Annotated in this window: 28 protein-coding genes; 14 read left to right on the top strand and 14 right to left on the bottom strand. The window is 48.5% G+C overall.

The annotated features are described in order from the left end of the window. Window positions 1-40 precede the first annotated feature (40 nt). From terC to ACMWKA_RS22285, 4 genes are read right to left on the bottom strand one after another with little or no spacing between them, the layout of a single operon-like run. Complete coding sequence (terC, locus tag ACMWKA_RS22300; protein ID WP_000255079.1) at window positions 41-1,081, bottom strand: tellurium resistance membrane protein TerC; 1,041 nt, start codon at window positions 1,079-1,081, stop codon at window positions 41-43. 22 nt (window positions 1,082-1,103) lie between these two features. Then, the gene (locus tag ACMWKA_RS22295) at window positions 1,104-1,559 is read right to left on the bottom strand and encodes a tellurite resistance TerB family protein (protein WP_000007449.1); all 456 of its coding nucleotides are present in this window, start codon (window positions 1,557-1,559) and stop codon (window positions 1,104-1,106) included. Between the two features lie 22 nt (window positions 1,560-1,581). After that, window positions 1,582-2,739 (bottom strand): TerD family protein, encoded by a 1,158-nt coding sequence (locus ACMWKA_RS22290; protein WP_001054786.1) that lies wholly within the window; start codon window positions 2,737-2,739, stop codon window positions 1,582-1,584. After that, window positions 2,739-3,320, bottom strand: a complete 582-nt coding sequence (locus tag ACMWKA_RS22285) for a tellurium resistance-associated protein TerZ (protein WP_000254137.1) — start codon at window positions 3,318-3,320, stop codon at window positions 2,739-2,741. The genes ACMWKA_RS22290 and ACMWKA_RS22285 overlap by 1 nt, the downstream gene beginning before the upstream one ends. Before the next feature lie 320 nt (window positions 3,321-3,640). On the opposite strand from ACMWKA_RS22285, the gene ACMWKA_RS22280 reads away from it, so the two are divergent. The 13 genes from ACMWKA_RS22280 (at window position 3,641) to ACMWKA_RS22220 (ending at window position 17,048) form a co-directional block, all read left to right on the top strand. Continuing rightward, entirely contained in the window at window positions 3,641-4,699 is a 1,059-nt protein-coding gene (locus tag ACMWKA_RS22280) for an ATP-grasp domain-containing protein (protein WP_012695441.1), read from the top strand. Between the two features lie 9 nt (window positions 4,700-4,708). Further along, window positions 4,709-5,851: a phosphoribosyltransferase domain-containing protein gene (locus ACMWKA_RS22275; protein WP_001280115.1), complete on the top strand. Its 1,143-nt coding sequence runs from the start codon at window positions 4,709-4,711 to the stop codon at window positions 5,849-5,851. Further along, a complete protein-coding gene (locus tag ACMWKA_RS22270; RefSeq protein ID WP_001040058.1) occupies window positions 5,844-6,617 on the top strand; it encodes a hypothetical protein in 774 nt (257 codons plus the stop codon). The genes ACMWKA_RS22275 and ACMWKA_RS22270 overlap by 8 nt, the downstream gene beginning before the upstream one ends. Window position 6,618: 1 nt before the next feature. Beyond that, complete coding sequence (locus ACMWKA_RS22265) at window positions 6,619-7,698, top strand: cysteine protease StiP family protein (protein WP_001585166.1); 1,080 nt, start codon at window positions 6,619-6,621, stop codon at window positions 7,696-7,698. Further along, complete coding sequence (locus ACMWKA_RS22260; protein WP_031942304.1) at window positions 7,698-8,654, top strand: HpcH/HpaI aldolase/citrate lyase family protein; 957 nt, start codon at window positions 7,698-7,700, stop codon at window positions 8,652-8,654. Before ACMWKA_RS22265 ends, ACMWKA_RS22260 begins: the two co-directional genes overlap by 1 nt. Before the next feature lie 10 nt (window positions 8,655-8,664). Continuing rightward, window positions 8,665-9,873, top strand: a complete 1,209-nt coding sequence (locus tag ACMWKA_RS22255; protein ID WP_011152964.1) for a DUF4236 domain-containing protein — start codon at window positions 8,665-8,667, stop codon at window positions 9,871-9,873. A gap of 17 nt (window positions 9,874-9,890) precedes the next feature. Further along, a complete protein-coding gene (gene terW / locus ACMWKA_RS22250; RefSeq protein ID WP_001176767.1) occupies window positions 9,891-10,358 on the top strand; it encodes a tellurium resistance protein TerW in 468 nt (155 codons plus the stop codon). Window positions 10,359-10,820: 462 nt separating this feature from the next. After that, a complete protein-coding gene (locus tag ACMWKA_RS22245; protein ID WP_001253657.1) occupies window positions 10,821-11,459 on the top strand; it encodes a vWA domain-containing protein in 639 nt (212 codons plus the stop codon). 22 nt (window positions 11,460-11,481) lie between these two features. Continuing rightward, complete coding sequence (locus ACMWKA_RS22240) at window positions 11,482-12,123, top strand: TerD family protein (protein ID WP_000116681.1); 642 nt, start codon at window positions 11,482-11,484, stop codon at window positions 12,121-12,123. After that, window positions 12,123-12,761, top strand: a complete 639-nt coding sequence (locus tag ACMWKA_RS22235; RefSeq protein ID WP_001253658.1) for a vWA domain-containing protein — start codon at window positions 12,123-12,125, stop codon at window positions 12,759-12,761. The genes ACMWKA_RS22240 and ACMWKA_RS22235 overlap by 1 nt, the downstream gene beginning before the upstream one ends. A gap of 84 nt (window positions 12,762-12,845) precedes the next feature. Further along, window positions 12,846-13,886, top strand: coding sequence for a TerY-C metal binding domain-containing protein (locus ACMWKA_RS22230; protein ID WP_001253656.1), 1,041 nt, complete (start codon window positions 12,846-12,848; stop codon window positions 13,884-13,886). Continuing rightward, window positions 13,886-15,523, top strand: coding sequence for a PP2C family serine/threonine-protein phosphatase (locus ACMWKA_RS22225; RefSeq protein ID WP_000081060.1), 1,638 nt, complete (start codon window positions 13,886-13,888; stop codon window positions 15,521-15,523). The genes ACMWKA_RS22230 and ACMWKA_RS22225 overlap by 1 nt, the downstream gene beginning before the upstream one ends. A 25-nt stretch (window positions 15,524-15,548) precedes the next feature. Further along, window positions 15,549-17,048: a helix-hairpin-helix domain-containing protein gene (locus tag ACMWKA_RS22220; protein ID WP_001284318.1), complete on the top strand. Its 1,500-nt coding sequence runs from the start codon at window positions 15,549-15,551 to the stop codon at window positions 17,046-17,048. 165 nt (window positions 17,049-17,213) lie between these two features. Here the strand turns inward: ACMWKA_RS22220 and ACMWKA_RS22215 are convergent, their stop codons facing one another. Then, window positions 17,214-18,296, bottom strand: a complete 1,083-nt coding sequence (locus ACMWKA_RS22215) for a hypothetical protein (protein ID WP_001232447.1) — start codon at window positions 18,294-18,296, stop codon at window positions 17,214-17,216. A gap of 360 nt (window positions 18,297-18,656) precedes the next feature. Further along, a complete protein-coding gene (locus ACMWKA_RS22210; RefSeq protein WP_001285422.1) occupies window positions 18,657-18,869 on the bottom strand; it encodes an Hha/YmoA family nucleoid-associated regulatory protein in 213 nt (70 codons plus the stop codon). 169 nt (window positions 18,870-19,038) lie between these two features. Here ACMWKA_RS22210 and ACMWKA_RS22205 point away from each other — a divergent pair, with 169 nt between their 5' ends. Beyond that, complete coding sequence (locus ACMWKA_RS22205) at window positions 19,039-20,214, top strand: tyrosine-type recombinase/integrase (RefSeq protein WP_000795949.1); 1,176 nt, start codon at window positions 19,039-19,041, stop codon at window positions 20,212-20,214. Window positions 20,215-20,515: 301 nt separating this feature from the next. On the opposite strand, the gene ACMWKA_RS22200 is transcribed toward ACMWKA_RS22205, so the two are convergent. The 8 genes from ACMWKA_RS22200 to ACMWKA_RS22165 form a co-directional block, all read right to left on the bottom strand. Further along, a complete protein-coding gene (locus tag ACMWKA_RS22200; protein WP_001198595.1) occupies window positions 20,516-21,421 on the bottom strand; it encodes a hypothetical protein in 906 nt (301 codons plus the stop codon). Window positions 21,422-21,430: 9 nt separating this feature from the next. Next, window positions 21,431-22,393, bottom strand: coding sequence for a DNA replication terminus site-binding protein (locus ACMWKA_RS22195; RefSeq protein WP_414760612.1), 963 nt, complete (start codon window positions 22,391-22,393; stop codon window positions 21,431-21,433). Between the two features lie 90 nt (window positions 22,394-22,483). Further along, window positions 22,484-22,930 carry a hypothetical protein gene (locus ACMWKA_RS22190; RefSeq protein ID WP_000549069.1) on the bottom strand — a complete coding sequence of 149 codons (447 nt, stop codon included), beginning with the start codon at window positions 22,928-22,930 and terminating at the stop codon, window positions 22,484-22,486. A 16-nt stretch (window positions 22,931-22,946) separates the two neighbouring features. Then, window positions 22,947-23,483 carry a hypothetical protein gene (locus ACMWKA_RS22185; protein ID WP_000107167.1) on the bottom strand — a complete coding sequence of 179 codons (537 nt, stop codon included), beginning with the start codon at window positions 23,481-23,483 and terminating at the stop codon, window positions 22,947-22,949. Between the two features lie 73 nt (window positions 23,484-23,556). Then, complete coding sequence (locus ACMWKA_RS22180) at window positions 23,557-23,814, bottom strand: hypothetical protein (RefSeq protein WP_001371933.1); 258 nt, start codon at window positions 23,812-23,814, stop codon at window positions 23,557-23,559. 7 nt (window positions 23,815-23,821) lie between these two features. Next, window positions 23,822-24,412 carry a hypothetical protein gene (locus ACMWKA_RS22175; protein ID WP_000578891.1) on the bottom strand — a complete coding sequence of 197 codons (591 nt, stop codon included), beginning with the start codon at window positions 24,410-24,412 and terminating at the stop codon, window positions 23,822-23,824. A 44-nt stretch (window positions 24,413-24,456) separates the two neighbouring features. Beyond that, window positions 24,457-24,732 (bottom strand): hypothetical protein, encoded by a 276-nt coding sequence (locus ACMWKA_RS22170; RefSeq protein ID WP_001004201.1) that lies wholly within the window; start codon window positions 24,730-24,732, stop codon window positions 24,457-24,459. Between the two features lie 263 nt (window positions 24,733-24,995). Then, window positions 24,996-25,952 carry a hypothetical protein gene (locus ACMWKA_RS22165; RefSeq protein WP_000149830.1) on the bottom strand — a complete coding sequence of 319 codons (957 nt, stop codon included), beginning with the start codon at window positions 25,950-25,952 and terminating at the stop codon, window positions 24,996-24,998. Window positions 25,953-26,032: the final 80 nt, after the last annotated feature.

Below are 26,032 nucleotides of genomic sequence, written 5' to 3'. Positions count from 1 at the left end.
CTCTTCGATTAGTAATTGTTCAGGTTAACACTTAAGGGGATTAACTCCCCTTTTCCTCAGATTCAGGTTTGCCCGGGAACATGACGCTTGCGAGAATGCCCAGCGCCAGTACACCCAGTACAACATACAGGCTGGTTGTTGCCGCGATGCTGTAACCATGATGCCAGATGTGATCGGTCGCATTCAGGCCGAGTTTTGCCGCGATGAAGAACAGTAGCACGATAACGGCCTTCTCCAGATGAACCAGGTACTGTTTCAGTGCCTCAAGGACAAAGTACAGAGTACGCAGGCCCAGGATAGCAAACATCATGGCACTATAGACGATAAGCGGTTCACGACTGACGGCAATGATTGCCGGTACCGAGTCAAACGCGAACATTACGTCCGAGAGTTCAACCACAGCCACACACAGGAACAGCGGGGTCGCATACAGCGCCGCTTTTTTACCACGGCCAATGGTGACATCGCTGTTTTCTGGTTTCGCCAGTTCAGCATCCACTTCCTTCTGGTTAAGCAGGAAGGCATGCCCTCTGAGCTTCGGCCAGATAGGGAAGAAGCGTTTAACCATGCGGTAAGCCAGATGCTGGGAGTAATCCTCAATTTCATCATCGTCATCACCGCTTTTAAGCATCATGACCGCTGTCCAGGCAACGATAATAGCGAAGACAACTTCAACATACGGCCCCAGACTCAGCAGGCTCGTACCGATGGCGACAAAGATGCCCCTGAAGACAATGGCACCAATGATCCCCCAGTAGAGAACACGGTGGCGATAACGATCCGGAACGGCGAACCAGGAGAAGATGGCCATCATGACGAACAGGTTATCGACCGACAGCACTTTCTCCAGCGCATAACCCGTGACAAACAGACTGGCAACCTCAGCACCGTGGTGGATATAGAGGAAACCGGCAAATGCCATCGCAACCACAACCCAGAATACGGACCAGAGCGCCGCACTCTTCAGCGAAATAGGCTTGTCATCACGGTGCATAAACAGGTCAATAAAGATGGCACCGACTGAAAGCGCAATAAAAACAATGACCGTTTCAGTCGGGAAGCCGATGTGTGTGGAAACCATATTTTACCCTTAGGGATGTGGATCAGAGGCCAAATTCAGCCGGGTCGAAGCCCAACGCGATAGCGATCTCGCGGGAGGCCAGTTTCTCGTCCTGATCGAAGTTACCGTCACTTTTCGCAACGGCAATACCAACACGTAAGGCCAGCTGAGCGGCCTCAGGCTGATCTTTCAGCGCCAGGATGTATTTCATGGTTTCGCCCTTGCCGATTTCAACATCGAAATCGAAGCTTGAAACCAGTTTATTGAAGAACTCAATCACCTCATTGGTATCGAAGACCTTCAGCTCTTCTGAAGAGCGCAGAAAGCCCATCATTTTCTGCTTTTCTTCCGAACTTACGCCGTCACTCGATACGGCAATACGGGCACATACAGCAACGGTGCCCTGCATGAATTTTTTGTTTTTGAAACGGCCAACCTGGCGGGTCAGTTCGTCACGGCCTGAGTTAATGGCACCTTTAACTTTGTCGAAAAAGCTCATACCTGTTTCCTTTGTTGCTGTGTTATTTAGAACCGGCGCTCCAGCGAAATCCCCAGCCAAATGCCCGGTCCATTTCGTCCTGGCCTTTGAAGTACTGGTTAATTCGCTCGACTTTAATTGCGCCGTTTTCGTTTACGAGTCTGGCAATGGCGCACAATGTGCGACGGTTTTCACCTTCGGTCAGGCGGGTCTCAATGGGCGGTTGATCCGGCACATGAATGGTGACCACACCATCAGTCTTGTCCCAGCTGGGAACACCTTCATAAATAAAGGCGTAAATCAGCACTTCGCGGATATGCTTCCATTCACGTCCATTGATATGCAGCCACTCGCCGTCTGATACATCACCCGTCCGGTCATCGCCCTTGAGCTGAACATACGGTTCATCGCGATAATCACCGAATGCATTACCGAGCGCCTGAATGACCGATTTATACCCGTCCTGAAGCTCAACAAAGGCCCCCAGATCCAGGTCGATTCCTTTGGAGCCGAACATGCCTGCAAAGCCTGATTTGCCGCTGCCCCGGTGCCAGTTCAGGTTGATCCGGATTTCACCGAAGTTATCCCGTTTGGTCAGGCTGATTGCAGGCTTCTCTTTTGTCAGCGATACCTTGCTCAGGCTGATTTTTGTCTCAACTGGCGGAGGGGTTACAACCGGAGGAGTCGGGGCTGCGGGAGCCGGTTCGTCGGCAATATTTACGCCGAAATGCTCTGCCAGCGGTTTAAGTCCACCGTTGAACCCCTGCGCAACGAAGCGGAATTTCCAGTCATTATTACGACGGTAAAATTCACCCAGAATTAAGGCTGCTTCCTGACGGCCGCTCAGTTCGACACTGCCGCTAACCAGGCCGGTAGCCCCTTGCTCCACGTCGATGGAAAGATTACGAAGACCGGACACCGTCTGCCCACCGTCACAGGTCACGGTGAACGCAATTTTCTGGACATCAGGTTTCAGCCGGTTGAGCGCGACAGTAAAGGTTGAGTACTGGCCTTCACTGACCAGGCTGACGGTACCATCATCGTTACGTGGCTGACCATAAAACACCATGTCCGCATCACCCTGCACCTTCCCGTCGGCATACAGGCGAAACGCCGAAGCATCCACCTGGCCGCCCGAGGTGATCCGGACCCGCAACTCCTGGGCTGGAACGGGGGCATTGCCCCCCGGCGTCAGGTTCATTAGCGAATAACCGCTGAAACGATATCGGAGTGCATATCGTCAATTGTGCGGCCGCGACAGGCATGGCCAAGGGCGGTAAAGTCCCAGTTGCCGTTATTACGGCGCAGCGAAGAAATAACGATCCCGGTATGTGAGCCCTGCTCAGTCAGCTTGTAGCGAGCCAGCTCTTTGCCGGTTTGATCGACAACGCGGCAGAACGCGTTTTCGACGTCATTGAACGACTGACCACGGAAGCTGTTTACCGTAAACGCCAGGTATTCAACGTTTGCAGGCAGTCGGGAGAGGTTGACATTAATCACCTCATCGTCACCGTCACCTTCACCGGTCAGGTTATCGCCACTGTGCACAACAGCGCCGCAGGTGGATTCCAGTTTGCGGAACCAGATGGTGTCAATTGTTTTACCGGTGCTGTCCATTAATACGCAGCCAGCATCGAGATCGATTGAGTCGTTGCCTCCAAACAATCCTCCAAGAAGACCTTTTTTCTTAACCGGATCCCAACCGAGACCGAAATGAAGCTGGCTTAATGCAGATGATTCTTTGCTGAGTGATACCGTCTGGTTCTTAACTAATGAAACCATGTTTTATTCCTTAAAATGGTAATGACCGAGACAATCAAAGGTATATTTAGTAACTGACGAAGAAAATCATATCATGATGAAGTTCTCTGACAAGGGAAATTTTGGTAGTTTTCTGTAAAAACACAAAAAGAAATCCTTTTCAGGGTGTTAATTTTCTAAGTTTAATTTAAATATCAATGTGTTATCAGGAATCCAAAAAACCTGACGCACTCCATAACCACAGGAGTTATAAATCATATTATGATTGACATGTAGCTTAGACACTCATAGACTCACTTCTCAATCATAAATTTGCATGGCGTTCCGGATAATTAAAAAAAATGAACAAGAAAATTTGGTTTATGGAAGGTTTATCCTCCCAGCGAGATATTATTCAGGGGGTAAAATCATTTGCAAAAAAAAATAATTTTGCCATTACCGTTTTTGCCTCCCACCGTAACGAAAGAAATGAAATCCTTTCCGTTGCCGACTATTCTTTGACTGAACCTGAAGATCCTCAAAAACGTCTTCAGTTTATCCAGGAAACCATTCAGTCCTACGGCATCCACCATATTCATACTGGCCGTAACAGCCAGTGGTTTGAAGAACACCGTTCAGCCATTGAATCGACCGGTGCCACCCTTACTACCGGTGCAACGGGCGTCGACTGGTTAACTCTGGCTGACGAAAAAGTTACTTTTGCTCAGTTTATGGAGCAAAAGGGTCTCCCGGTCGTACCATCCTGGCGGGTGAATACGCTGGCAGAATTAAAAACACACCTCGCGGCCCCGCCGTTCACTGACAGCCCGGTATGCGTGAAGCCGGTGACGGGTATCTATGGCATGGGATTCTGGCGCTTTGATGACAGTGCTTCGCCTATGGCCGTCTTTAATCATCCCGAACATCGTCTGGTCAGTCCGCAACAGTATATTGCAGCAGCATCAGCTGCTGAGTCGTTTAAACCCCTTGTTTTGATGCCGTACCTGCCAGGCCCGGAATTTTCCGTCGATATCCTCGCGGATAAGGGCGAAATACTCGCAGCCGTGGGACGCCGTAAGGAAGGGGTTATCCAGTATCTGGTAAACGAAGGAAGCGCCTGGGAACTGGCGTGTGACTGCGCCAGGGTTATGAAGGCCGACGGGCTGGTGAATGTTCAGACGCGAAACGATGTGAATGGCAACCCGGTGCTGCTTGAAACCAACATGCGTCCGTCAGGGGGGGTGGGTTATACCCTTCACAGCGGGGTGAACCTTCCTGGGTTATTTGCTGCCTTTAAGCTCGGTCTGATGTCTGAAGATATGGTGCGCCAGAGCGCTAAAAACACCTTTTCTCCGGTTGCGGTGAGATCCATTACGGATGTAATTGCATACCCGGAATCACTCTCTAACCTTCTGAATTAAGGCGTATTTATGTCTGATATCCTCGAAGATATGATTTATCGCCGTACCCTCTCATGCGGTACGATTCAGGTAACCCGCGACCAGGGTGAAGTTTCGCTCGATGACCTGTTTGACATCGCTGAAAGACGTAACCCGAAACGCGCCTTTCTGTTTGTCAGCAAAGTACTCGGCAGGCACATTCCCGTGCCACCCTCAGTCATGCGGCAGGCCTACAGACAGCTTGCCAGCCAGTTCCCCTCGACACTGACAGGACCCGTACTGTTTATCGGTATGGCTGAAACCGCCGTTGGGCTTGGGGCCGGTGTATTTGATGAAGTGCGCCACCAGCATCCTGAATCTGTCTATCTGACCTCTACCCGTCACCCGGTTGATGGCACGTTGCTTTGCGAGTTCAAGGAAGAACACAGCCACGCCACCGATCATCTGATCTATCTGCCAGATGATGAAGAGAAAAGACGTCGTGTTACCAACGCACGAACGCTGGTTTTGATTGATGACGAGGCAACCACCGGTAATACCTTTATTAACCTGCTTTCAGCCCTGCGTAATACCGGCAAGCTTCAACATATTGAACAGGTTATAGCCGTTACGCTTACCGACTGGAGTGGCAAAGCCTTGTCCGAGCGCAGCACCTTACCAGTCACTTCGGTTTCTCTTGTAAGCGGTAAGTGGGGATGGACCCCATTACCTGATGCACCTGTCCCGGACATGCCGAAAGTCAACGTAACTTCACGAGGAGAATGGGACATCCAGGGAAAACAGTCCTGGGGCCGACTGGGGATGCTCGCACCTGCGGCCGATCTCGGCCATGAGGTCTCCGTCCACAAGGGGGAACGTATTCTGGTTCTCGGGACCGGGGAATTCGTCTGGGAGCCGTTCCTGCTTGCTGAACGGCTCGAAGCTGCCGGAGCACAGGCATTTTATGGATCGACCACCCGCTCCCCTATCGCCGTTGGTTATGCCATTGAGTCCGCCATTTCCTTTACGGATAACTACGGGCTGGGCATCCCCAATTTTGTCTATAACGTCGCCCACCAGCAGTTTGACCGCATTCTTGTGTGTACTGAGACACCCGCAGAAAGTATTGACACGCAGCTTCTTAAAGCGCTGGCTGAGGTTGCGGCCGTCGTGGAGATTGTTACCTATGAATAAACCCGTTGTTCTGAGCGACCTTGACGACACGCTCTTTCAGACCCGTCGTAAAATGGTGGACGAGCTGGCCCTGGAGCCATTCCGTACCGGTGCCGTTGATCGCACCCTGAATCCACGAAGCTTTATGACGGAAGAACAGTCCATGTTGGTGGACTGGCTCCTGGAGCAGGCTGAACTCATACCCGTTACCGCACGGGGAACTGAAGAAATCAGCCGCGTACGGATCCCTTTCCACTCCTGGGCAATCACCACTCACGGGGCCGTCATTCTCACGCCAGAAGGCAAACCCGACGAGGAGTGGAAGGCCCATATGCTCGGCCAGCTGGCTCCCTATCAGGAAAAGCTGACATCGATGCAGCGTCTGATCACTGAAATGATGGACGCAAAAGGGATCAATGCCTGGGCAAGGCTGAACTTCGAATACGGTGAAACGGCGGTTTATATGGTGATGAAGCACCGCGACAGCACCCGCCTTGACGAGCTCAATGCCATTGCAGATGAGATAGAAACGGTGTTTCCGACCGAGGGCTTCTACATCCACCGCAACAGTAATAACGTGGCCTGGCTTCCCACCGCGGTTGAGAAAGGGCTGGCAGTCAGATGGCTTCTTGAAAAACTTCGGGCTGAACGCGGAGTCTTCCCCGTAATTGGTCTGGGCGACAGCCTGAGCGATCATCGTTTTATGAAACTGTGCAGCTGGTTTGGCATCCCGCGTCAGAGTCAGTTTGCAGATGCCATTTCACAGCGAATTTTTGGAGAAAATTAAAATGCAGCCACATGACACATTTACCGGCTCATACCAGCCCGGTGACGTGGAATTTCTGCTAAAGCCGGTAGTCATTGAGATGACGCCGGTTGAGCAAAAAGAAGAGCTGATTCAGTCAGGGAAGAAACATTATTCGGACATGCTCAGTCAGGAGCCAGCGCCAACACAATGGCATCTTGATTTGTTTCACCGGGCGCTGGATCGGGGCGCAGAGAGACTTGCAAAAGAAGTCACACAGCTCGCTATTGCTCTGGCCGAACGCTTCGGTGATGAGCCCATTGTACTGGCCAGTCTCGTCAGAGCTGGCGTGCCGCTCGGCGTTATGCTGCACCAGGCCCTGCGTGACATGGGGAAAACCTCATGGCATTACGGTATCAGCATTATCCGGGATCGTGGAATTGACGGTGCAGCCCTCGACGTCATTGAAGAGCGCCATGGTACCAGCGGTATTGTCTTTGTTGACGGATGGACAGGTAAAGGCGCAATTACCGGAGAGCTTGTACGCGCACTGAAAGATCGCCCGGGCTATCCTGAGCAGCCGCGACTGGTTGTCCTGGCCGATCCCTGTGGCTGCTCCTGGCTTGCAGCCAGTGATGATGACTGGCTCATTCCTTTTGGCATCATGGGTGCGCCGGTATCAGGCCTGATCTCCCGGTCAGTATGGTCCTCTGAAGGATTACATGGGTGCATGGTTTGCGAGCATCTCAGTGAATTCGAATGCAGCCGGATGCTTGTCGATACCGTCGCCCATTTCCGTAAGAAGTTAACCCCGTCATCCCTCGCTACCCTGAGCTGGAATATGGAGTCAGCCCGGGTCTTATGGCAGACAAGTCGCGACGTTATCGCGTTCCTGGCCGATGAATTTAAAGTGGACAGCGTCAATCGTATTAAACCCGGTATTGCTGAAGCAACCCGGGCTGTATTACGTCGGGTACCGGACCATGTATTTGTGCGTTCTATTGACGACCCGGACGTTGCCTTGCTTGTAGGGCTTGCTCGTGAAAAGGGAATAGTTGTTACAGAAATGGGGGGAACCCTCGGCCAGTATCGGGCTGTAACCATTATCAAGAAGGTACTCTGATGAAAAATCGTCTTTCTCCCTGGAATCTGGGAGCCACGCTATACATGCCTGCAACACGGGAAGATATTGCTGATGCCGTCCTGCACGGGAAAATCCCGGGTTTGCGCTCTCTGGTGATTTGCCTGGAGGATGCTGTCAGTGAAGCAGACATCCCCATCGCCCTCAAAAATCTGGAGCACCTGCTGCACGAGCTCAGTAACAGCATGCGTAGCCTGGGTAAAAATGACTGGCCTCTGGTGTTCATTCGCCCCCGGCATGCCGACATGGGCAGATGGTTAAAAGCGCATTATGATCTTTCCGCTGTCGATGGGTTTGTGTTGCCGAAATTTACCCTCAGTTCGTTAGCTGAATGGTGGGATATCATGGGCGGGACTCACCTGTGCATGATGCCAACGCTGGAAACAGAAGACGTCTTTGACGTGGTTCAGATGCGCGAGCTGGCCACTCGCCTGGTGGAACATCCCTGCCACGACCGCATTATTGCGCTTCGAATCGGCGGCAACGATCTTATGAACGTTGTGTCGCTTCGCCGCCCCCGGGACCTGACGCTGTATGACAGCCCGATGGGCTACGTCATCAAAATGCTCGTTTCAGTCTTCGGCCCGCGTGATTTTGCCCTGACCGCGCCCGTATGTGAGCATATTGACGATCATGCCGTTATGGCCAGAGAGCTGGCTCTTGATATGGCACATGGGCTTGTTGGGAAAACGGCCATTCACCCGGGTCAGATAGAGGTCATTCAAAACGCGCTGATGGTCACTCAGGGTGAGTATTCTGACGCTCTGCGGATCCTGAACTCTACCCAGGCCGTGTTTAAGTCGCAGGGAGCAATGTGTGAACCCGCCACACATCGCCGCTGGGCGGCTGGCATTCTGGACAGAGCTCGTTTTTATGGGTTACAGAACGAGCAAAGCGCTGATGGAATCAGATTACTTACCGTGACCCAGCATCATTAAGGAAATCATAATGGGGTTCAGGTTCAGAAAGTCGATCAACATTATTCCTGGCGTTCGCCTCAACCTGAGTAACGGTGCACCGAGCCTGAGTGTCGGGCCGAGAGGTGCTTCCGTTTCTTTTGGTAGCCGGGGGACCTATGCCAATCTGGGCTTGCCCGGTACCGGGCTGAGTTACCGTACCCGGCTTGACCGGGCCGCGCGTTCCGGAGGTGGAAACCGGACGGCAACCGACCCGGGGCTCAGACAGGCGCTTGAGCAGGAAGCCGCTGAACTCATGTCAGCGGTAACCGCAATCCGTAATATTCACGAGCTGACGCCGGATCCAAAAACAGGCATCAGCTGGGCAGAGCTGGAAGCAGTATACCTGCATAACAGAACGTCGCCTTTTCAGGTTCCGGCACCGGTGCGTCCAGAAAAGCCAGACTACCTTGCATTGCCGGAAAAGCCTGCCGAGAGCGAAGGCATTAGTTTTCTGGGTAAATGGTTTGAATCGGAATCAGCTAAAGCTGAGCGCCACGCCGAAAATCTTCGCCGGTGGCAGCAGGAGCTGATTGATGTGGAGCGTGAGAATACCCTTCGACAGCACCGGTACCAGCAACAACGGACGGCCTGGGCCGAACAGTATGCAAACTGGAAGTTTGAAGCAGAAGAACATGAAAAACGGCTCGCCACGGCTCAGGCAGATGCCCGGCAGCAGTTCCGGACAGACGCCGCGTTTTTCGAATCATACCTGGCGGGTGTGCTGGCAGAAACTGAATGGCCGCGTGAAACGATTGTTGCATTTGAAGTAAAGCCGGAGCTATCAGCAGTCCTGCTGGACGTTGATTTAGCTGAGATTGAAGATTTCCCTGATAAGATTTACGGCGTTAATGCCCGGGGCACGGAGCTGACGGAAAAAGCCATGACGCAAAAAGCCGTACGCGAAAACTATGCCCGCCACGTCCATGGCTGCTTGTTCCGCCTGGTCGGTATCGTTTTACATACGCTACCTTTCGACAACGTGATTGTGTCAGGCTTTACGCAACGGGTCAGTAAGCGGACCGGCTATCTGGAGGATGAGTATATCCTGTCCTGCAAATGCACTCGCAGCCAGATGTCGTCAGTAAATTTTGCAGGCATAGAACACATTGATCCGGTTGAAGCGTTAGGCGATCACCCGGTTATTCGAAAGATGAGCAGTACCTTCATTTTTCAGCCTATTGAACCACTAACCCTTTAAGCAGGCTAAATCTTACGATGCAATTAAATACCAGACAGGCCCGGATTTTTAAGCTTGCCAACTTACTGGGCACCGGCAAGCCCGTTTCCGCTGCCGACATTATAACCAGTCTGGAATGCTCAGAGCCGACATTAACCCGGGCCCTCAAAGAGCTACGCGAGTCATATTCTGCGGAGATCAAATACAGCAAGGCAGGTCATTCCTACCATCTCGTTAATCCGGGCCAGCTGGATAAAAAGACCCTTCGCCGGATGAATGAAGCGCTCGCACAGAATGCTGAACTGAAAACCGGTGAGTCTACAGGGAAGGTCGTACTCGATAAGGATAAAAAAACAGCCGTGTCCTTATCGCTACGCATGCGGATCTTAAGAAAAATTGACCGTCTGGCTGCGCTGAGTGGCTCGACCCGAAGTGAAGCGGTAGAGAAGCTGGCTCTGCACTCCGTTGACGAACTGATAAAAGAATACAGCGCTAAAAAGTCCTGACGCTAAATCTCAGACCGGGGTGAAAACCCCGGTTTTGTCATATTTTACCTCTGTATTGGCGTGACGTAGTTTTGATCTATTCTCCTCCCGCAATGCCAGCAGCGCCTTACTGACTACAAAACCTGGTGTCTTGACATCCTCTTGTGCTACACATCAATCTTTGGGCGTTTTACACTCCATTCATGCAGATCTGTGATGTATGATGAATTTCATACATAAGACAGTTTATTTGTCCGAGTTTTTTCAGAAATCTTATATTCCAGTCCGGTCTGAATTATTTTTCTGTTGATAAGAGGCCATTCACATGTCGGTAATTCTATGGTGGTTAACTTATTTCTTTAATGCCGCTTCTGAGTATTTAATCTCCACCCGACAGATGTCGTGCCGTTTTATCAAATCAACAAACCCTGGCCTCTTCCTGAAACTACTCTCCTCTTCCGATCTCTTAAGAAGGAATTACATTTGAGACGCTTACCCGTATATCTGCTACTCGACACGTCCGGCTCTATGCACGGAGAGCCTATCGAAGCGGTTAAAAATGGCGTTCAGACGCTGCTTACCACGCTGAAACAGGATCCGTATGCACTCGAAACGGCTCACGTGTCAGTGATCACCTTTGATTCTTCAGCCCGACAGGCAGTCCCCCTGACAGACCTCCTGAGTTTCCAGATGCCAGCACTAACAGCCAGCGGCACCACGTCTCTTGGCGAAGCGCTTTCCCTCACGGCCAGCTCCATTGCCAAAGAAGTACAGAAAACGACGGCTGACACTAAAGGTGACTGGCGTCCCCTTGTATTCCTGATGACGGATGGAAGTCCGAATGATGACTGGCGTAAAGGCCTGAATGACTTTAAAGCGGCCAGAACCGGCGTTGTTGTGGCATGTGCAGCCGGGCATGATGCCGATACCAGCGTCCTCAAAGAAATCACTGAAATCGTGGTTCAGCTCGATACAGCTGACAGTTCGACGATTAAAGCTTTCTTTAAATGGGTCAGTGCGAGCATTTCGGTAGGCAGTCAGAAAGTGGAGTCCAGCAAAAAAGAAGTGATCGGTCTTGAAGACCTGCCACCGCCGCCGCCAGAAGTAAATGTGGTCTTATAATTTTATTGATTAAGGGGATATCATGTCTGTCAGTCTGAGCAAAGGCCAGGGCGTAAGCCTGAAAAAAAATGAATACGATCTCTCGTCCGTTACTATCGGCCTCGGTTGGGATATTAATGAGGAAAAGAAAGGTTTTCTCGGCGGGATCTTTGGTAAAAAAGAAGAAGAATACGACCTTGATGTGATCGCTTTCCTGTGTAATTCAGCCGGAAAGGTGACCGATCTCGGCAATGTGGAAAATGGTAAACCAACGCTTGTGAATGGCGATATCATCTTTTTCAACAGCCTTCGCCATAAGTCAGGCAATATCTGGCTGACGGGCGATAACCGAACCGGAGCCGGTGACGGTGACGATGAGCAAATTATTGTGCGCCTGAATTCCCTTGACGCTCAGTACGAGAAAATTGTGTTCATCGTTCAGATCTACAATGGTGAAAAGCTCCAGCAGCACTTTGGTAAAGTTCAGAATGCCTTCATCCGGGCAGTAGATGCCCGTAATATTGAAATGGCACGATTCGATCTTTCTGGCGGACCCGCCTTCGCCAGCCAGCGCTCCATGGTCTTTGCCGAGCTGATACGCGAGGCTACAGGCTGGAAACTCAGGGCAATTGGTGAGCCTTCAGAATCAGATTCGTTTGTCTCGCACCTGAGGAATTACATGTGATGCGCCGCCTGCCTGTTTACCTTGTTATCGACACATCCGGCTCGATGCGCGGTGAGTCAATCCATTCCGTTAACGTTGGAATTCAGGCGATGCTTAGCGCTCTTCGCCAGGATCCCTACGCCCTCGAAAGCGTTCATATCTCCATTATCACCTATGACAATGAGGCGCGTGAGTTCATTCCTCTCACGCCGCTGGAAGACTTCCAGTTTTCTGACATCGTTGTGCCAAGCGCAGGCGGGACGTTCACCGGTGCTGCCCTTGAATGTCTGATGCAGTGTGTTGAACGGGATGTACGTCGCTCAGATGGTGATACCAAAGGAGACTGGCGTCCTCTGGTATTCCTGATGACTGATGGAACCCCTTCTGATGCCCTGGCGTACGGTGAAGCGGTAAAAGCGATTCGCGGCCGGGGATTCGGATCCATCATTGCCTGCGCCGTTGGTCCTAAAGCAGGCCATGAGCACTTAAAACAGCTCACCGATAAGGTTGTGTCTCTGGAGACGCTAGATTCAACCGCGTTTGCAGGTTTCTTTAAATGGGTATCGGCCAGCGTGTCTTCCGGCAGCACAAGCGCGGGGATTAATAACGGAACTGATACCCTTCCCCCTCCTCCACCAGAAATCCAGCTGGTGCTCTGACAGACAGAAAGGTGCTGTTTCCGGGCAGCACCTTTCTGTACAGCAACGTTTTCTGCTGGCCGTACCAGCCGTACGAGGAAAATTATGAGACGCCTTCCCGTGTTTTTTGTCCTGGACTGTTCAGAGTCCATGATTGGTGAAAACCTGAAAAAAATGACTGATGGTCTGCAAATGATCGTCGGAGATTTAAGAAAGGATCCACACGCACTTGAAACAGCCTGGGTCTCGGTAATCGCATTTGCCGGTGTAGCCCGTACGATTGTACCTCTTCACGAAATTGCCTCGTTCTACCCTCCCCGCCTTCCCGTTGGCGGCGGTACGAGCCTTGGAGCTGCATTGCGTGAGCTGACCGTGCAAATTGATACCCAGGTCAGAAAAACCACTCATGAGGCTAAAGGCGACTGGAAACCCGTCGTGTATCTCCTTACCGACGGACGTCCGACTGACGACACAACCGCAGAAGTGAAGCGCTGGAAGGATCACTACGCGAGTAAAGTGAATCTCATTGCCGTTGGCCTGGGGCCGTCAGCGGACCTGAATATCCTGCGGCAACTGACAGAGAATGTCATGCTGTTCACCGAATCTCAGGAAGGGGACTTTACCCGCTTCATCAAATGGATCACGGCCTCGGTTACGGCGCACAGCCGCAGCGTCGGGGACGACAAACAACCTGAGCTCAGCCAGACTGAATACATAGTCCGGCTGGCCAAGGACGAGCCAGTAAAAGCGTACGACGAAAACTGCGTTACGCTTACCGGCCGTTGCAGCAAGACCCGTCGTCCGTACCTGATGAAGTATGAACGGCCACCAGCAAGGGTTTCCGGGCTCGATTTCAGTCTGAACCTGAACAGCTTTAATATTGCCGGATGCTATCCCATCGATGAGGACTATTTTGCGTGGTCAGATGCCACCGCTACCGGTTTGCAGGTAAATACCAGCGAACTGCATGGCGTACCGGGTTGCCCCCACTGCGGTAATGCCAGTGCGTTTGCCCTGTGCTCATGCGGAAAGTTGCTGTGTATTGACGGCCCGGATGACGTGATCTGCCCGTGGTGTGAAACAGGCCTGTCATTCAGCAATGATGGCGGAAACACTAACTTCGACGTAAACAGAGGGAGAGGTTGATGTCGCAAAATGCTTTACTTGAAGAGAAGATTATCCGCTTAGTTCTGTCTGAGCTGGGCCACCCTGTTGAAGGTGAGCGGCTTTTACTTCTATCGCAGGACCCATCCCTTACCGAAGAAATTATGCGGCTTAAAGAGCGGATTGAGAGCCTTGCACAGGGTTTATCTGCGCGGGTTAGCGAAGGTGATAACGACGCAGAGATTGCCGCCTCGTCAGCATCCAGTCTTTCCGATCAGCAACAAACGGTCGTAAGTGTTGCTGATAACCCGGGCATTGACGCTACCGATACATCAGCACTGCAACCCCTGCCAGAAAATGAGCCTCATCCTCCGTTCTGGAAGCTGATGCCTTATTACGAATTTGATAAACCAGCACAGAGGGAAGACGAAAACCTGTCTTCCCTGGTATTAAAACCCGGGCAGATACCGACAGGCCAGCAGCGGGCCAGCTTAGCTGTGCCACCTGCCGTTCCCCCGAGAGCTAAAATAACGATCCCCAACGCCCGCGCAGGCGAACGTTTCTCTTCGCCGGTTGCTATCGTTCTGGGTGAGGGCCAGCAGGCTACTGTCAGGGACGTTGTCTTTCCCCGGAACATTGGCCTGTCTTTTGACAAAGAACAGGAGTTGCTGACAGGTACTCCCACCGAAAGCGGCGATATAGAGCTTTCAGTAATCTGGTCATGCACGTCGCACGACGAATGTGAAACAAAACAGCTATTTATAATCAATCCCGATCCGAGAAGCCTGTGGAAGGTGGTAGAGCCACCAGCAGACGCTCCCTACCCTAAGTCCCATCTGGACGCTGCTGGCCTGGTCAGGGGTGATATACGTATTGCTGCCGCCAGTCGCCGGGGACGCTCTCATGAGCATGCCGGAAGCTTCAGAGATGACGACTTCTACATCAACCACTGCCAGGAAACAGGATGGTCTGTCATGCTGGTCGCAGACGGAGCCGGTAGTGCGGTAAATTCCCGGGAAGGCTCCCGGATTGCAGTCAAAACGGCTGGCGATTACCTTTTAAATCAGCTCAGTGGTGTGAAAGGCGTCCATTTAAAGCAGCACATCACGGCGTGGGAAGGGAGCGATCAGCAGGCAACAATAAACGCCATGCTTCATCATTTTAAACAGGCAGCTACGCTCGCGGTCAACAGTATCCAGAACGAAGCCATTTGTGCAGAACAACCTGTGAAATCCTATTCAACAACCCTTCTGGCAACTGTAGCGCTACGAACTGATAACGAGCTGTTTGCGACTGCATTCTGGCTTGGTGATGGTGCGATAGGTGCATACAGCCCTTCCGGTAAAGTCAGGATACTGGGAAATCCCGATAGCGGAGAATACGCAGGACAAACCCGTTTCCTTGACCAGAGCATTATCGCAGACCCCTCGTTTAGCGGCCGCATCAGCGTGGGTAAATGGAATGATGTATCTCACTTGATCCTCATGACAGACGGCGTCTCAGACCCTCTGTTTGAGACGGATAATGGGCTTCGCAGTGACGAAAAATGGACCCGTCTCGTTGATGAGCTCAACCCTGTCCTTACAGACGCCAGTATTGCGCCTGAGAGGTTAGGCGACTGGCTTAACTTTTTCTCCACAGGGAACCATGATGACCGCACTATTGCGGTGTTGTGGTAAGGGATACGCTTTTTCGGTGATCAATATGGCAAATATCGTTACGTGCAAAACAAAGGACGGCGAAACAGTCCAGTATGTTGACGAGGTAATTGGTTCGGGCTCGATGAAGGATGTTTACTTTTCGCCTGATAAATCATACGTCGTCGCTTTTTATCATAAACCGCAGAACGAGCAGGCCCGGGATCGGATTGATATGATCACCGGACGCTACAGGCAAAACATTTTTGGCCAGTCCGGAGGTGAATACTGGAAGGACCTGTTTTGCTGGCCGACCCATGTTGTTGAGCATGGGCATAAAATCGGCATCGTGGTTCCAACCTACAAAAGCTACTTTTTCTTTAAATACGGCTCTAAAAACGATGATTTTCTTGGCATAAAAGGTCGTGAAAAGGAAGGCAAATGGTTTGCCAGCGCCAGCAACCAGAACAAATTTCTCGACCCACGTGAACGAGGCAATACGCTTACCTATCTCAAGGTCTGTCTGCTGCTGACAAGAGCCGTCAGAAGGATGCATGCGGCAGGTCTCTGTCACAGCGATCTAAGCTATAAAAACGTGCTTATCGATCCAGAAATGGGACATGCCTGCATCATTGACGTAGACGGCCTGGTTGTCCCTGGAAAGTATCCTCCCGACGTGGTGGGCACCCCGGATTTTATCGCTCCGGAAGTGGTGAAAACCAGTCATCTTTCCAAAGAGGATCCGAACCGCGTATTGCCAAGCATTACTACTGACCGTCATGCGCTGTCGGTGCTTATCTACATGTATCTGTTCTTCCGTCATCCGCTACGTGGCGGAAAAATACATGACATGTCGGATGAAGTACGTGATGAGACCTTATCTATGGGTGAGAAGGCACTCTTCATTGAACATCCGACAGACAAAAGCAATGCAGTCAAAGTCAGTCAGCTATCGTCCTTTTCACTGCCCTGGGCTGACCCGGAGAAAATTCCTTACACCATCATGGGCCCTTATCTGACACCTTTGTTTGAGCGCGCCTTTATAGATGGCTTACACGATGCCACTAAACGCCCGACCGCCGATGAGTGGGAAAGCGCCCTGGTTAAAACAGTCGATCTGATACAGCCCTGCCAGAACAAGGCGTGTGAACAGAAATGGTACGTTTTCTCGGGTAAGACAAAGCCGGTTTGTCCCTACTGCGGTACGCCATACAAGGGTAAATTACCGGTTCTAAATTTATATTCTTCCCGAAAGGAAGGCAGTTATCGTCCTGACGACCACCGGTTGATGGTGTGGAGCGGGCAGTCAATCTATGCGTGGCATGTGAATCGCCTCATTGCGCCAAATGAGCGTACAACCGATTTGCAAAGGAAACGAGTTGGGTATTTTGTTTTCCATAACGATCAGTGGTGGTTAGTAAATGAAGGCATAAATGGGCTTATGTCATTACCGGATAAACGACAGATTGCCATTGGGGAAAAAATTGAACTGACGAATAACGCTCAGTTTGTTCTGTCAAAGGAGGAAGGCGGCAGGCTGGTCGTCGTTCAGTTAGTAGAAAACTAACGGACGCCCATAACGACTAAAACGTTCTGGCAGCATACTGAACCTGTTTAATGAATCACTATATTAAGCTGTGTCAAATTTAAGCTGCCAGAAAAACTGACTGTCTGTGCCGGATATGCGGTACACCTCCTGCGGCAAGGGTTTAATGCGCAAAGCCCAATTTATTTATAAGAGTGAATAGTTTTGTGGCTCTACCCTGCCGCTCTCCTTTCCTGTGTCATGGTTTTTAACATCTGAAATACTGACATTGTTAAGCCGGTGATTGTATAAGGCGATGCGGACAATCTCATGAAGATATTCAAGTTCGTTTTGTGTCAAGGACTGGCCTTCCTGGGTTTTTGAAATCATTTCCTGCCAGCAGATCAGTCTTTCGTAACTGACATGTTCGCTGTTTTCCAGGCAGTGCAACCTGAAATAGCGAAGGAACAAAGGAAATTCATCGGTCTGAGCGATGTCATAAGCCCGAACCGTTAACCGACACAGACATACAATCGTATCCTGCTGTAACCTGACTAACGCGTTATGACTGCCCGGAAGGATATCAGGCAATTTCATCTTACAGTCAGCAAGGCGCTGAAGAAGAGGCCCTTCCTCTGAAGGCTCCCGTCCCCGATACTCCTGAAGAGGTTCAGATTCAAGTTCATGCATTAATGGATGATATAGCCATTCCCGGGAACTGGTCTCATCAATGATCAGGCTTTCAATGCACTCACTGTATGTTGTTTTACGTCGCCCGAGCTGCACCTGACTGATTTCATATTCAATATCTGGAAGATCGATACGCAATGCGGCAACTCTTTCGGAAGGATGAAGGTGGTCAAAGGTTAACTTCGCAGAAATGCTACGATCCCTGTCCAGAAAGACGGCCACACATAAATCATTAACCTTTACGAACAGATCAGCTGTGCCTCCGAACATACTGCCGCTTCCAATAACCTCATTCAGTGAAACCGGCCCACCATCGTCGCCAGCGAGAAGATTTGGGAAACCAAGAACCTGGTGCTCGTTGATGACTTCAATAATTTTTCCCCGGATGGCTTCCATCAGACCATCACAGTCACCGGCTACAGCAGTACTGTGTGAGAAATGCCAAAGCTTGACCTCCCCCTGCTTTGCTAACAGATCAGTTTTGCAAGCGGGGCAGATGCAGTTACAGTCGATACCCCGGCTGACCTCTGTAATATCTAAAAAGAGTCCTGATTCTCTCTGGAGTCCAAATGGAATACCAAATGTGTAACTCTTACGCATGGCTGCACCCCGTTTTTGATAATTATTCAAACTATATCCGAAATAACGGAGGAGGATTTCTGTAAAACGAATTAAAAGAAATGATTTTTTAGTTTTCCAGATTAATGTTTGACAAGAATCAAATGAGAGCCTTACAAATATGGAGAGAGAAGTTTAGGTAAAGTAACTTTTATCACAACTTCTAAAATTAAGGAGAATATCGGATGTATTTAGCAGTGGGCTTGGCTTATGATTAAAGTCTTTCTCCGAACTTAATAAGAAAGTTAAAAAGACAGGCTATTACAGTGCCTTTAGCCCCGAAAGGGGCATAAACTATTTTCAAATCCAGACACAGTCTTTTTGTTGTGCCAATATCAATAATTACTCGCGAACAAAGGTCCACACACTCGCAGGAACTTTGTCATATAACTTTTTCATTGTCAGTTCAGCTTTACGATGATCATAAGCACCAGAAATTTCAAGAGAGGCGACACCCGAGTTTTTTTCACATAACCTTTCAAATACTTTTTCGAGCGTTTCGAACGAACTACACTTACGGAATTTCATTAAATAAGACTGCTTTGTGTCAGACATAATCAACCTTCTTTAGACAGGCCTCAACTGGCCAGGGATAATCTTAATATCATTTTTCACTTAAGCCTAACGATTTCACAACCTTTTTCGTTGTTTCCACCCTGTTCATAACCAGGTACATGAGTGCTAAAATGACTGTAAATAAAACCAGTGTATCCCGGTGAGCAGGATGAAGAATCAATCAGTGATCAGACAGTTTTCGGAAAGCGAATTGCATCAGCAGCTGGAAACGTTCGGCAACCATGATAAACAGCTTTCACGCTTGATCCGTTACTTTTCCCATCTGAGATACAACACAGCTAAAACCTATCTGCACTGGCTACGAGTATGGAACGAATGGTATCAGGCGAATGCCCGGTTGCATACAGACTGGCCAGTAAGTTCGCTCCCCGTGTCTGAGGAAGCTCTGCTGGCGTTTATGGGGCATCTTGAAGGCAAATTGTCACGAAGCAGCATAAACAGCTGTCTTCAGGCCTTAAACAGTATCCATAAAAAAGGGCTTAACCTGCCCGGGATTATTACGTCTGAAGCATGGTACATGCTGGAAGCCTTAAAACAATCGGAAGCCCGGAAGCGAAAGACGACTAAACAGGCAACTCCCTTTCTTATTGGCGATCTCAAGGCTCTGATAAAGTTACGCAGTACTACAAACTCAGTTCGTAAGCTTCGTGACCTGTGCCTGATCTGGACAGGCTTTGAAACACTGCTCCGTTCATCCGAAATTCGCCGTATACGTCTGAAAGATCTGTCTCTGGATAGTATGACCGGTGAATTTAACCTGACGGTATACCGTACAAAAACGAACATCAGTACACTTCTTACCTACCGGCTGACACGTCAGTTAACTAACTGCCTCTTGAGATTGATGAACCTTGTGAAAATGGATCAGCACAGTCATCCGGATGAATACCTTTTCCAGGCCGTAAATTTCCATGATACAGGCTATATGCCACCCGGCTGGAAGCTTCGGAGTAAAGGGAATGAGCTATCTGAGCTTCTTAAACGGCATAACCTGCCCTACCGTGCTAAACAAAGTCTTCTGAACGATGAAGATGAGGAAGACACTGTGGACGATGCCGGTATGCTCAGCAAAAATTCCCTTTTACGGGCATTTAAAGAAATGTGGAATGAGCTTTATCCAAATGAGACTAAAACCCGTTACTGGACAGGGCACAGCGTTCGTGTAGGCGGTGCGATACAGCTGGATATTGAAGGTTACTCGCTACCACAGATTATGGAAATGGGGAACTGGTCGAATGAAGAAATGGTTATGCGCTACATTCGCAATATTGAAGCTGGTAAAAAAGCCATGATCAAGCTTATGCGAAATGCCTTTGATGAATAGCGCCCTCACGGGCGCATAACTTTATTTTTTCTTGAACGGGTTAAGTCTGGTGAGATTAGAGAGTGCCCCTCCCGGAGGCAAAATTCCCGTCCTTTTATATTTGTACACGCCATTTAATTTCATTGTCTGGATTCCAAGATTAATAAGCGTGACAAGTTTAAGGGTATACAGGAGTGTAAATTGGGGAGCAACCTGAATAAAAACTAATAACAAGCCTGCACACATTACACGTAGCCATGCCGCGTACTCCATGCTCAGCGGACGCTTGAAATAGAATCTTTCGAGCAAATCAACTGTCTTATTACTGATCCACGCCGCCGCCACTGAGAGTAACAACACGATGCACACCATAATGCCCAGTTCCATTTTCACTCCCTTCTCTTTTAGTCTGTTTAAGTTGAGGCTTAGCCACAGTAGTTTTGTTTTTTGCTTTTTTCTTAGGTTTGGTATGGTGAAACAGAAAACAATCCACCATTACCCAACCATTTTTATATCGAGCCACCAGCATCTTCTGGCTGGGGTAATGAGCATGAAACAGCATTTTCACGTCCATGGTGCCCATCAACGACTGTTTGCGCTTTAGCTCATCCTCAGCCATCTGAAATTCTTGTAAGAATTCTGAAGACAGACGCTGACGCAGAATTCTTATGGCACTGGAGTTTTCATCATTCTTTGCCAGGTGCCCGAAGCGTACAAGTGCCTTGTGGGTTATCTGGATGGGTCCCAGATGAGAGCTGAGCTGTTCGTACTGCCAGAAGTAGGTCAAATCCACCTTAACCCAGCTGATGCTGTCCAGCAGAGCCTCGTTCATGATGGTTCCGGACATAGGTACCATTGTCAGCCTGGCCAGACGCATATGTATGTAGTCCGTAAGCAACCTCAGCGACTCAGGAACGTTTTTATTGAGTAGGAGATGCTGAAGCACCGGGGTTGCGGTCTGCCAACACAGATTGCGCCCGTCAGGCAGGAAAGCAAACTTTTGATCGTCAGGCGCAGAGTTCGAAGCGTTTTCCTTACGAAGCAAAAAATAATGGCCGCACAGCAGCTCTGCTCTTACCTGGTCCTCGTCAGGGTCATGTCGGGCTTTACTTAGATCAACGGTTAGCACAACGCGGTTAATCGCATCAGCGTGATATTTTTTTACCCAGACGCAGACACGATAGAGACGCTCATCGATTTTCTGGCTGGCTGTGGAAATCCATTGCATTGTTGTTCCTTAATTTTCGGGGCTGACAATGAAAATGCCCAGCTCAGCCCCCGGCACGAGTTCTGTATATTTCAGGCTCAGCTTCCGTTGGTTGGACGGACCCTGGCTGTTTTCAGGAGCCCAGTCAGAGAGCGTTTTTAATTGAGGTATGTTGCCTGCTGCGAAAATGGGCAAGGATGCTTTTACTACTGAATAATCAGTCTCAGCATATTTATTCCCGTTTCGTTCCTGCCCTTCAGGCCTAAATGCAAAAATGTGAGCAATCGGAACAGGGAAAGAGTTAGTTCGACAAAGGCGATAAGATTCGCCCTGCTTCAGTGGGTGAAATTCAAGACGGTGTAAAGCCTTATCGATATTAGACACGACATTCAAATTGGTAGTTGCTACATTTTTTACTTCTGAGGCTCTCCTGCGCTCCAACAAACTCACAAGTTGCTCTGCTGTTTTAACTTCCTGGTTTCGGTTTAGCCGCCATGAAAAAGTAACTTTTTTAAGCTGGGACTTGATGAAAAGGATATTTCTTGTTGAGTGCATAGCGACAAGGCCCGGGAGCTTCTTGTGCACTTTATCAAAACGGACATTCTTTTTATTATCGATACGCCTCATTGCCGCAGCAAAATCATTTTTTGCTTCGTTTATAGAAGTGATCAAGCTTTCGAGAAGATCTGCTCTTTCGGGGACAATGATTAGACCCGGGTATTTAGTGGTTACTTTGGTGGAATCATGACTTAATGACTCTATGTCATCCACACAGATGTCAGTAAGTGCCTGAATAATTTCCTCAACCGAAGCATCGTCTTTAATACTAACCCTGATGGGTTTAACCTGCTTCAAGCGCTCTTCTGTTCTAGATACGGTGGAGACAGTCATCAGGTTTGCCATCATCGGGGGGGTGTTCGAAAGAAAAGACTTGAGCGAGTCGATGCGTTCCAGAATCTGGTCACGAAAATAGGGCAAATCGTCATAACTCATACGTTTCTCCAGGCTCATGTTATTTCCAATCAATTTTGCTGCCCAGGCTGACCTTGCAGAACATAAATGTCATGTAAACCTCTAAAGAAGTCATTTTGAAACAGCTTTCACAGCATGCGATTTATGTTCGATAGGGCTCATGAACAAAGGATGATAATGGAGACGCCATGGATAGTGGATAGTCTTACCCACCTGGGTGATCCGATTGAGGCGAAAACGACCATTTATACAGTCAACTGACCAAAGCCCGGGAGAAACTAACCTCTTCCAGCGGTAAAAAGAGAAACCTGCAACACAGAGGTCATGCTCCAGGAAATGTTGAGTTTCGACGACGCGAACTTTTATCAAAAACCCCAGCATTGGCGAAAACCAGATCAACAACCATGTTGGCGGCAGGATGACTTTGTTCAGGAGATGATCTGTCATAAGCAAGGCAGATAACATCAGAAAACTGATAGTCAACCACAGGGCCATCCAACCGGCCCATACGCGGCTCTGACAGGGTTTCCATTCGAGAAGAAAAAGTTTTTTATGCATTCTGCCCCGCCTAATTTTAATGTATTGCCGAAGTATGCTGCATCATGATGGTGGTGCGGGGAAAGATTTCAAACTTCCACAATTCTGAAGCCGTGTTCCAACCATGAAAGATCCCGTCTCCACAGCGAGTGTTAAAAGCAAGAATTTCATCCCTGACCTGGTAAGCGAGCACTTCTGGCATATCAATAAACTCAGGTAAGGAAAGAAGAATTCCATGGATAACTTCTCCGGTTAACTTACTCATAACCTCTTCCTCAGACAGGGCAGCGTCCGGGAACAAACACAACGGAAGTGAAAAACAACATAGGTCAAGACCAATAGCAGCCCTTCCTGCGTCGTAGCCTTCTTCATTAACGACAAAACGAAAGAATTTTTCTGTCTCACCCCGTAATGATGACGGTCCTTCAGACGGAACTTCAATACCACTGAAGACTTTATCGGTCCAGTTGGTAAAAGGACTGGTGAAAACCCAACAAATTAAGGATAACGCCAGCTCTTCCTTAAACATACGTTCAGTGCCGGTAGTTCTGGAAAGTTGCTTTTGAGTACTCATGTTTTACCTGTTGCATGAAATTATTGATGTTATATAAACACAACCGGCATTTTATCTAATAGGTTTGAAAACACTAAAAATCGCAAATGCTGGTACCTTTCTGTTTTAAGAGATTTTCAAGGTAAAGTGAGGCTAGATCAATTGGCTGGTTCTCTTCAAGACAGGCTCGCACAAGATCTTCAATAGAGACCGAATCAACCCCCCTTCCCTGTAAAATTTCTTTAGCAGATGCCAGCGTTTTATGAACGCTTCGACTTAGTTGTAATCTGACTTGTGTGCGGGTATCAAAAAGACAATCTTCTGTGACACTTTGTGAAACGGTTCTACTCATTGAAAAATCACTCCATTTCTGGGATCGAATGAAAATTAACAGCTATAGATGTATCAGGTTTCCCATTTTCTACGATACTCAACCACGTACGCGCTGAGATTTGTTGTTCACAGACGAGTATGTAACCTGTTCCCTGTTGATGATGTAGCTCAAGAGCTTTTAGGATAGGCTCTGAATGAGGTCCGAGAGCATCACGCGTGTGAATAAGCGTTTGCTCTGGCAATACGTTGCTAAGCATAGACAGCAGAACATTACGCTCATCCTCATTATCCGACAAAACAAGAATTATACGAAAACCCGTTTTTATACGAAATCTGATTTCTGAAACTAACTTTCTTAATCTTAATTTATATATGACCAGGCGGAATCGAGTCATCAGTAAAGAGACCACTGTGAAGATAACGATTACTGCGCCATATTTTGACCTGTAGAACCACCAGTTAAGGCCTCCAGCAACTATCAGGATTAACATTAAAATTAAACTCCCATAGAAAAAAAGTGCTGGGTAGCGAGTTGTCTTTCCTTCAATTAGTGCTGAGGCAAATATCAAAATGGATATTCCGTAAATTACCCAGTCAAAAATACTTTCTCCAATCATTCTTTAGTGAACATCCTTAAAAGTGGAAATGTAGGTTTATGGGTTTATGCATTTTCCTGATGGCCTTGACAACCAAGGATTTCACAGAAATTGTCACAGTGTGAAGCTGTAACAAAGCGCTCTCCACGTTCGAATCGCTCAACCAAATCCTTTCTTACTTCACTTCCAGGTTTCTGGAAGATGTACTCAAGCTGGAGATCCTCGGCCGTTGAAAGTAGTCGTTCTATGCTGAAATCAACATGGTAAAAGCAAAACTGATTATCAACCGGGGGAAAGTTGCTTTTGGTACTGTTCTCGTTTTTGGATTTTAGTTCATTCATGAGCTCTCCTTGGTTGAGAACAGTATACAAATCTCTTTAGGGATTTTTTTTCGTTAATAGCACTTTTTTGAGTTTAAAGAGTATGTTCATACCAGAGCATTAGAGGCTACGAAAAGGATAATGGAATTAGAAAGATAGATTTTAAGTGGTGATGTAAGGTGGGATAGGTAGAAGAGGAGTAGACGCTTGTAAGCGAGGCAAAAAAAAGGCACGGAAACCGTGCCATAAGAGTATGTGAGAAAAAATCAAAATCAGGGAAAGAATCAAGCAGCTTGTGAAACTGAATCTCCAACTGCAAGATTTAAATTTCTTAGGTTATCGAAAACTTCAGATACTAAGTCATTACGGTCGTGGATTTTAATCCGCCCACCGGTTAACTCTGAAACATAAACGGTATGGCAGAGGTCAGTAACCACTTCGCCGTATTCATCAACGACTTCCAAAGATGCAATCATCGGAATATAAGAAGCCGCAGCATAGCTCTCATAAATACTTATTATGGAGTCATTGTTGCGTCGAGAAATTACCCTACCAGAAGGTAAAGCCTCATCTTCCATATAGCAATCAGATAGGTCCTCACAGAAGTCATTTTCTTTAAGTGAAATATTAAGGGTCAATTCACTGTTGATAGAGCGTGAATAAGAATATTCACTCAGTTTATAGCAAGCCAAACTTATATCACTAAAAGTTTCATAAGCTTTATAGAGGCTCGATGTTATAGACTCAGATACAAATGTTATTAGTCCAATAAAATGAGTATCCCAGAACTGTTGCAAAGCAAAACGGGCAATCATAACCTGACCATCAACCTGCATCAGTCTGTTATATTCATCCCGGTCATAACCTTTCGACTGAGAAACATCATTAGACATGCTAAGAACTTCACTACAAACATCATCATATTCAAAACGGCTAGTTGCAAAGTGTTTTCCTGAAATCTCAAGGTACTGACCAGAGACTGCGTCAAACACCTCAAGAAAGTAACAGAGTCGAGATTTTAAAGATTCTCTGTTTAAAGCTTCTATTTCATTCTCAGAGATACTATCGACATATAAATCAACAGCATTCTTGAGTTCAATAGCTTTGATATTACAGGTAAAAGAAAGCTCGTCACTTTGACAATGGCAAACACTTAATACTATATCCGCCTCATCAAAATCTATGCCAAGATAGCTCAGAACTGCTCGGACATAGTTTTTATCATCAGATGAATGTGTCATATACACTACCTCAAATTTGAGAGGAAGTGCCCCAGAAGGGAAGCGACTTCCCCACTGGGTTAGATAAAAGTTTGGTTAAG

Source organism: Enterobacter sp. 03-F-07-AD-ECC, from assembly GCF_047530935.1.
Taxonomy (GTDB): Bacteria; Pseudomonadota; Gammaproteobacteria; order Enterobacterales; family Enterobacteriaceae; genus Enterobacter; species Enterobacter cloacae.
The sequence above is the reverse complement of the archived record's forward strand: the minus strand, read 5'-3'. Positions and strand labels throughout refer to the sequence as shown.

Excerpts from the sequence above, each read along its gene's own strand:
- ACMWKA_RS22170 (WP_001004201.1), bottom strand. The coding sequence starts at position 24,732 with ATGAATGAACTAAAATCCAAAAACGAGAACAGTACCAAAAGCAACTTT.
- ACMWKA_RS22210 (WP_001285422.1), bottom strand. The coding sequence starts at position 18,869 with ATGTCTGACACAAAGCAGTCTTATTTAATGAAATTCCGTAAGTGTAGT.
- ACMWKA_RS22270 (WP_001040058.1), top strand. The coding sequence starts at position 5,844 with ATGAATAAACCCGTTGTTCTGAGCGACCTTGACGACACGCTCTTTCAG.
- ACMWKA_RS22255 (WP_011152964.1), top strand. The coding sequence starts at position 8,665 with ATGGGGTTCAGGTTCAGAAAGTCGATCAACATTATTCCTGGCGTTCGC.
- ACMWKA_RS22290 (WP_001054786.1), bottom strand. The coding sequence starts at position 2,739 with ATGAACCTGACGCCGGGGGGCAATGCCCCCGTTCCAGCCCAGGAGTTG.
- ACMWKA_RS22180 (WP_001371933.1), bottom strand. The coding sequence starts at position 23,814 with ATGAGTAGAACCGTTTCACAAAGTGTCACAGAAGATTGTCTTTTTGAT.
- terW (WP_001176767.1), top strand. The coding sequence starts at position 9,891 with ATGCAATTAAATACCAGACAGGCCCGGATTTTTAAGCTTGCCAACTTA.
- ACMWKA_RS22260 (WP_031942304.1), top strand. The coding sequence starts at position 7,698 with ATGAAAAATCGTCTTTCTCCCTGGAATCTGGGAGCCACGCTATACATG.
- ACMWKA_RS22280 (WP_012695441.1), top strand. The coding sequence starts at position 3,641 with ATGAACAAGAAAATTTGGTTTATGGAAGGTTTATCCTCCCAGCGAGAT.
- ACMWKA_RS22175 (WP_000578891.1), bottom strand. The coding sequence starts at position 24,412 with ATGATTGGAGAAAGTATTTTTGACTGGGTAATTTACGGAATATCCATT.
- ACMWKA_RS22230 (WP_001253656.1), top strand. The coding sequence starts at position 12,846 with ATGAGACGCCTTCCCGTGTTTTTTGTCCTGGACTGTTCAGAGTCCATG.
- ACMWKA_RS22185 (WP_000107167.1), bottom strand. The coding sequence starts at position 23,483 with ATGAGTACTCAAAAGCAACTTTCCAGAACTACCGGCACTGAACGTATG.
- terC (WP_000255079.1), bottom strand. The coding sequence starts at position 1,081 with ATGGTTTCCACACACATCGGCTTCCCGACTGAAACGGTCATTGTTTTT.
- ACMWKA_RS22205 (WP_000795949.1), top strand. The coding sequence starts at position 19,039 with ATGAAGAATCAATCAGTGATCAGACAGTTTTCGGAAAGCGAATTGCAT.
- ACMWKA_RS22215 (WP_001232447.1), bottom strand. The coding sequence starts at position 18,296 with ATGCGTAAGAGTTACACATTTGGTATTCCATTTGGACTCCAGAGAGAA.
- ACMWKA_RS22240 (WP_000116681.1), top strand. The coding sequence starts at position 11,482 with ATGTCTGTCAGTCTGAGCAAAGGCCAGGGCGTAAGCCTGAAAAAAAAT.
- ACMWKA_RS22265 (WP_001585166.1), top strand. The coding sequence starts at position 6,619 with ATGCAGCCACATGACACATTTACCGGCTCATACCAGCCCGGTGACGTG.
- ACMWKA_RS22195 (WP_414760612.1), bottom strand. The coding sequence starts at position 22,393 with ATGAGTTATGACGATTTGCCCTATTTTCGTGACCAGATTCTGGAACGC.
- ACMWKA_RS22235 (WP_001253658.1), top strand. The coding sequence starts at position 12,123 with ATGCGCCGCCTGCCTGTTTACCTTGTTATCGACACATCCGGCTCGATG.
- ACMWKA_RS22275 (WP_001280115.1), top strand. The coding sequence starts at position 4,709 with ATGTCTGATATCCTCGAAGATATGATTTATCGCCGTACCCTCTCATGC.
- ACMWKA_RS22285 (WP_000254137.1), bottom strand. The coding sequence starts at position 3,320 with ATGGTTTCATTAGTTAAGAACCAGACGGTATCACTCAGCAAAGAATCA.
- ACMWKA_RS22200 (WP_001198595.1), bottom strand. The coding sequence starts at position 21,421 with ATGCAATGGATTTCCACAGCCAGCCAGAAAATCGATGAGCGTCTCTAT.
- ACMWKA_RS22190 (WP_000549069.1), bottom strand. The coding sequence starts at position 22,930 with ATGCATAAAAAACTTTTTCTTCTCGAATGGAAACCCTGTCAGAGCCGC.
- ACMWKA_RS22220 (WP_001284318.1), top strand. The coding sequence starts at position 15,549 with ATGGCAAATATCGTTACGTGCAAAACAAAGGACGGCGAAACAGTCCAG.
- ACMWKA_RS22225 (WP_000081060.1), top strand. The coding sequence starts at position 13,886 with ATGTCGCAAAATGCTTTACTTGAAGAGAAGATTATCCGCTTAGTTCTG.
- ACMWKA_RS22165 (WP_000149830.1), bottom strand. The coding sequence starts at position 25,952 with ATGACACATTCATCTGATGATAAAAACTATGTCCGAGCAGTTCTGAGC.
- ACMWKA_RS22295 (WP_000007449.1), bottom strand. The coding sequence starts at position 1,559 with ATGAGCTTTTTCGACAAAGTTAAAGGTGCCATTAACTCAGGCCGTGAC.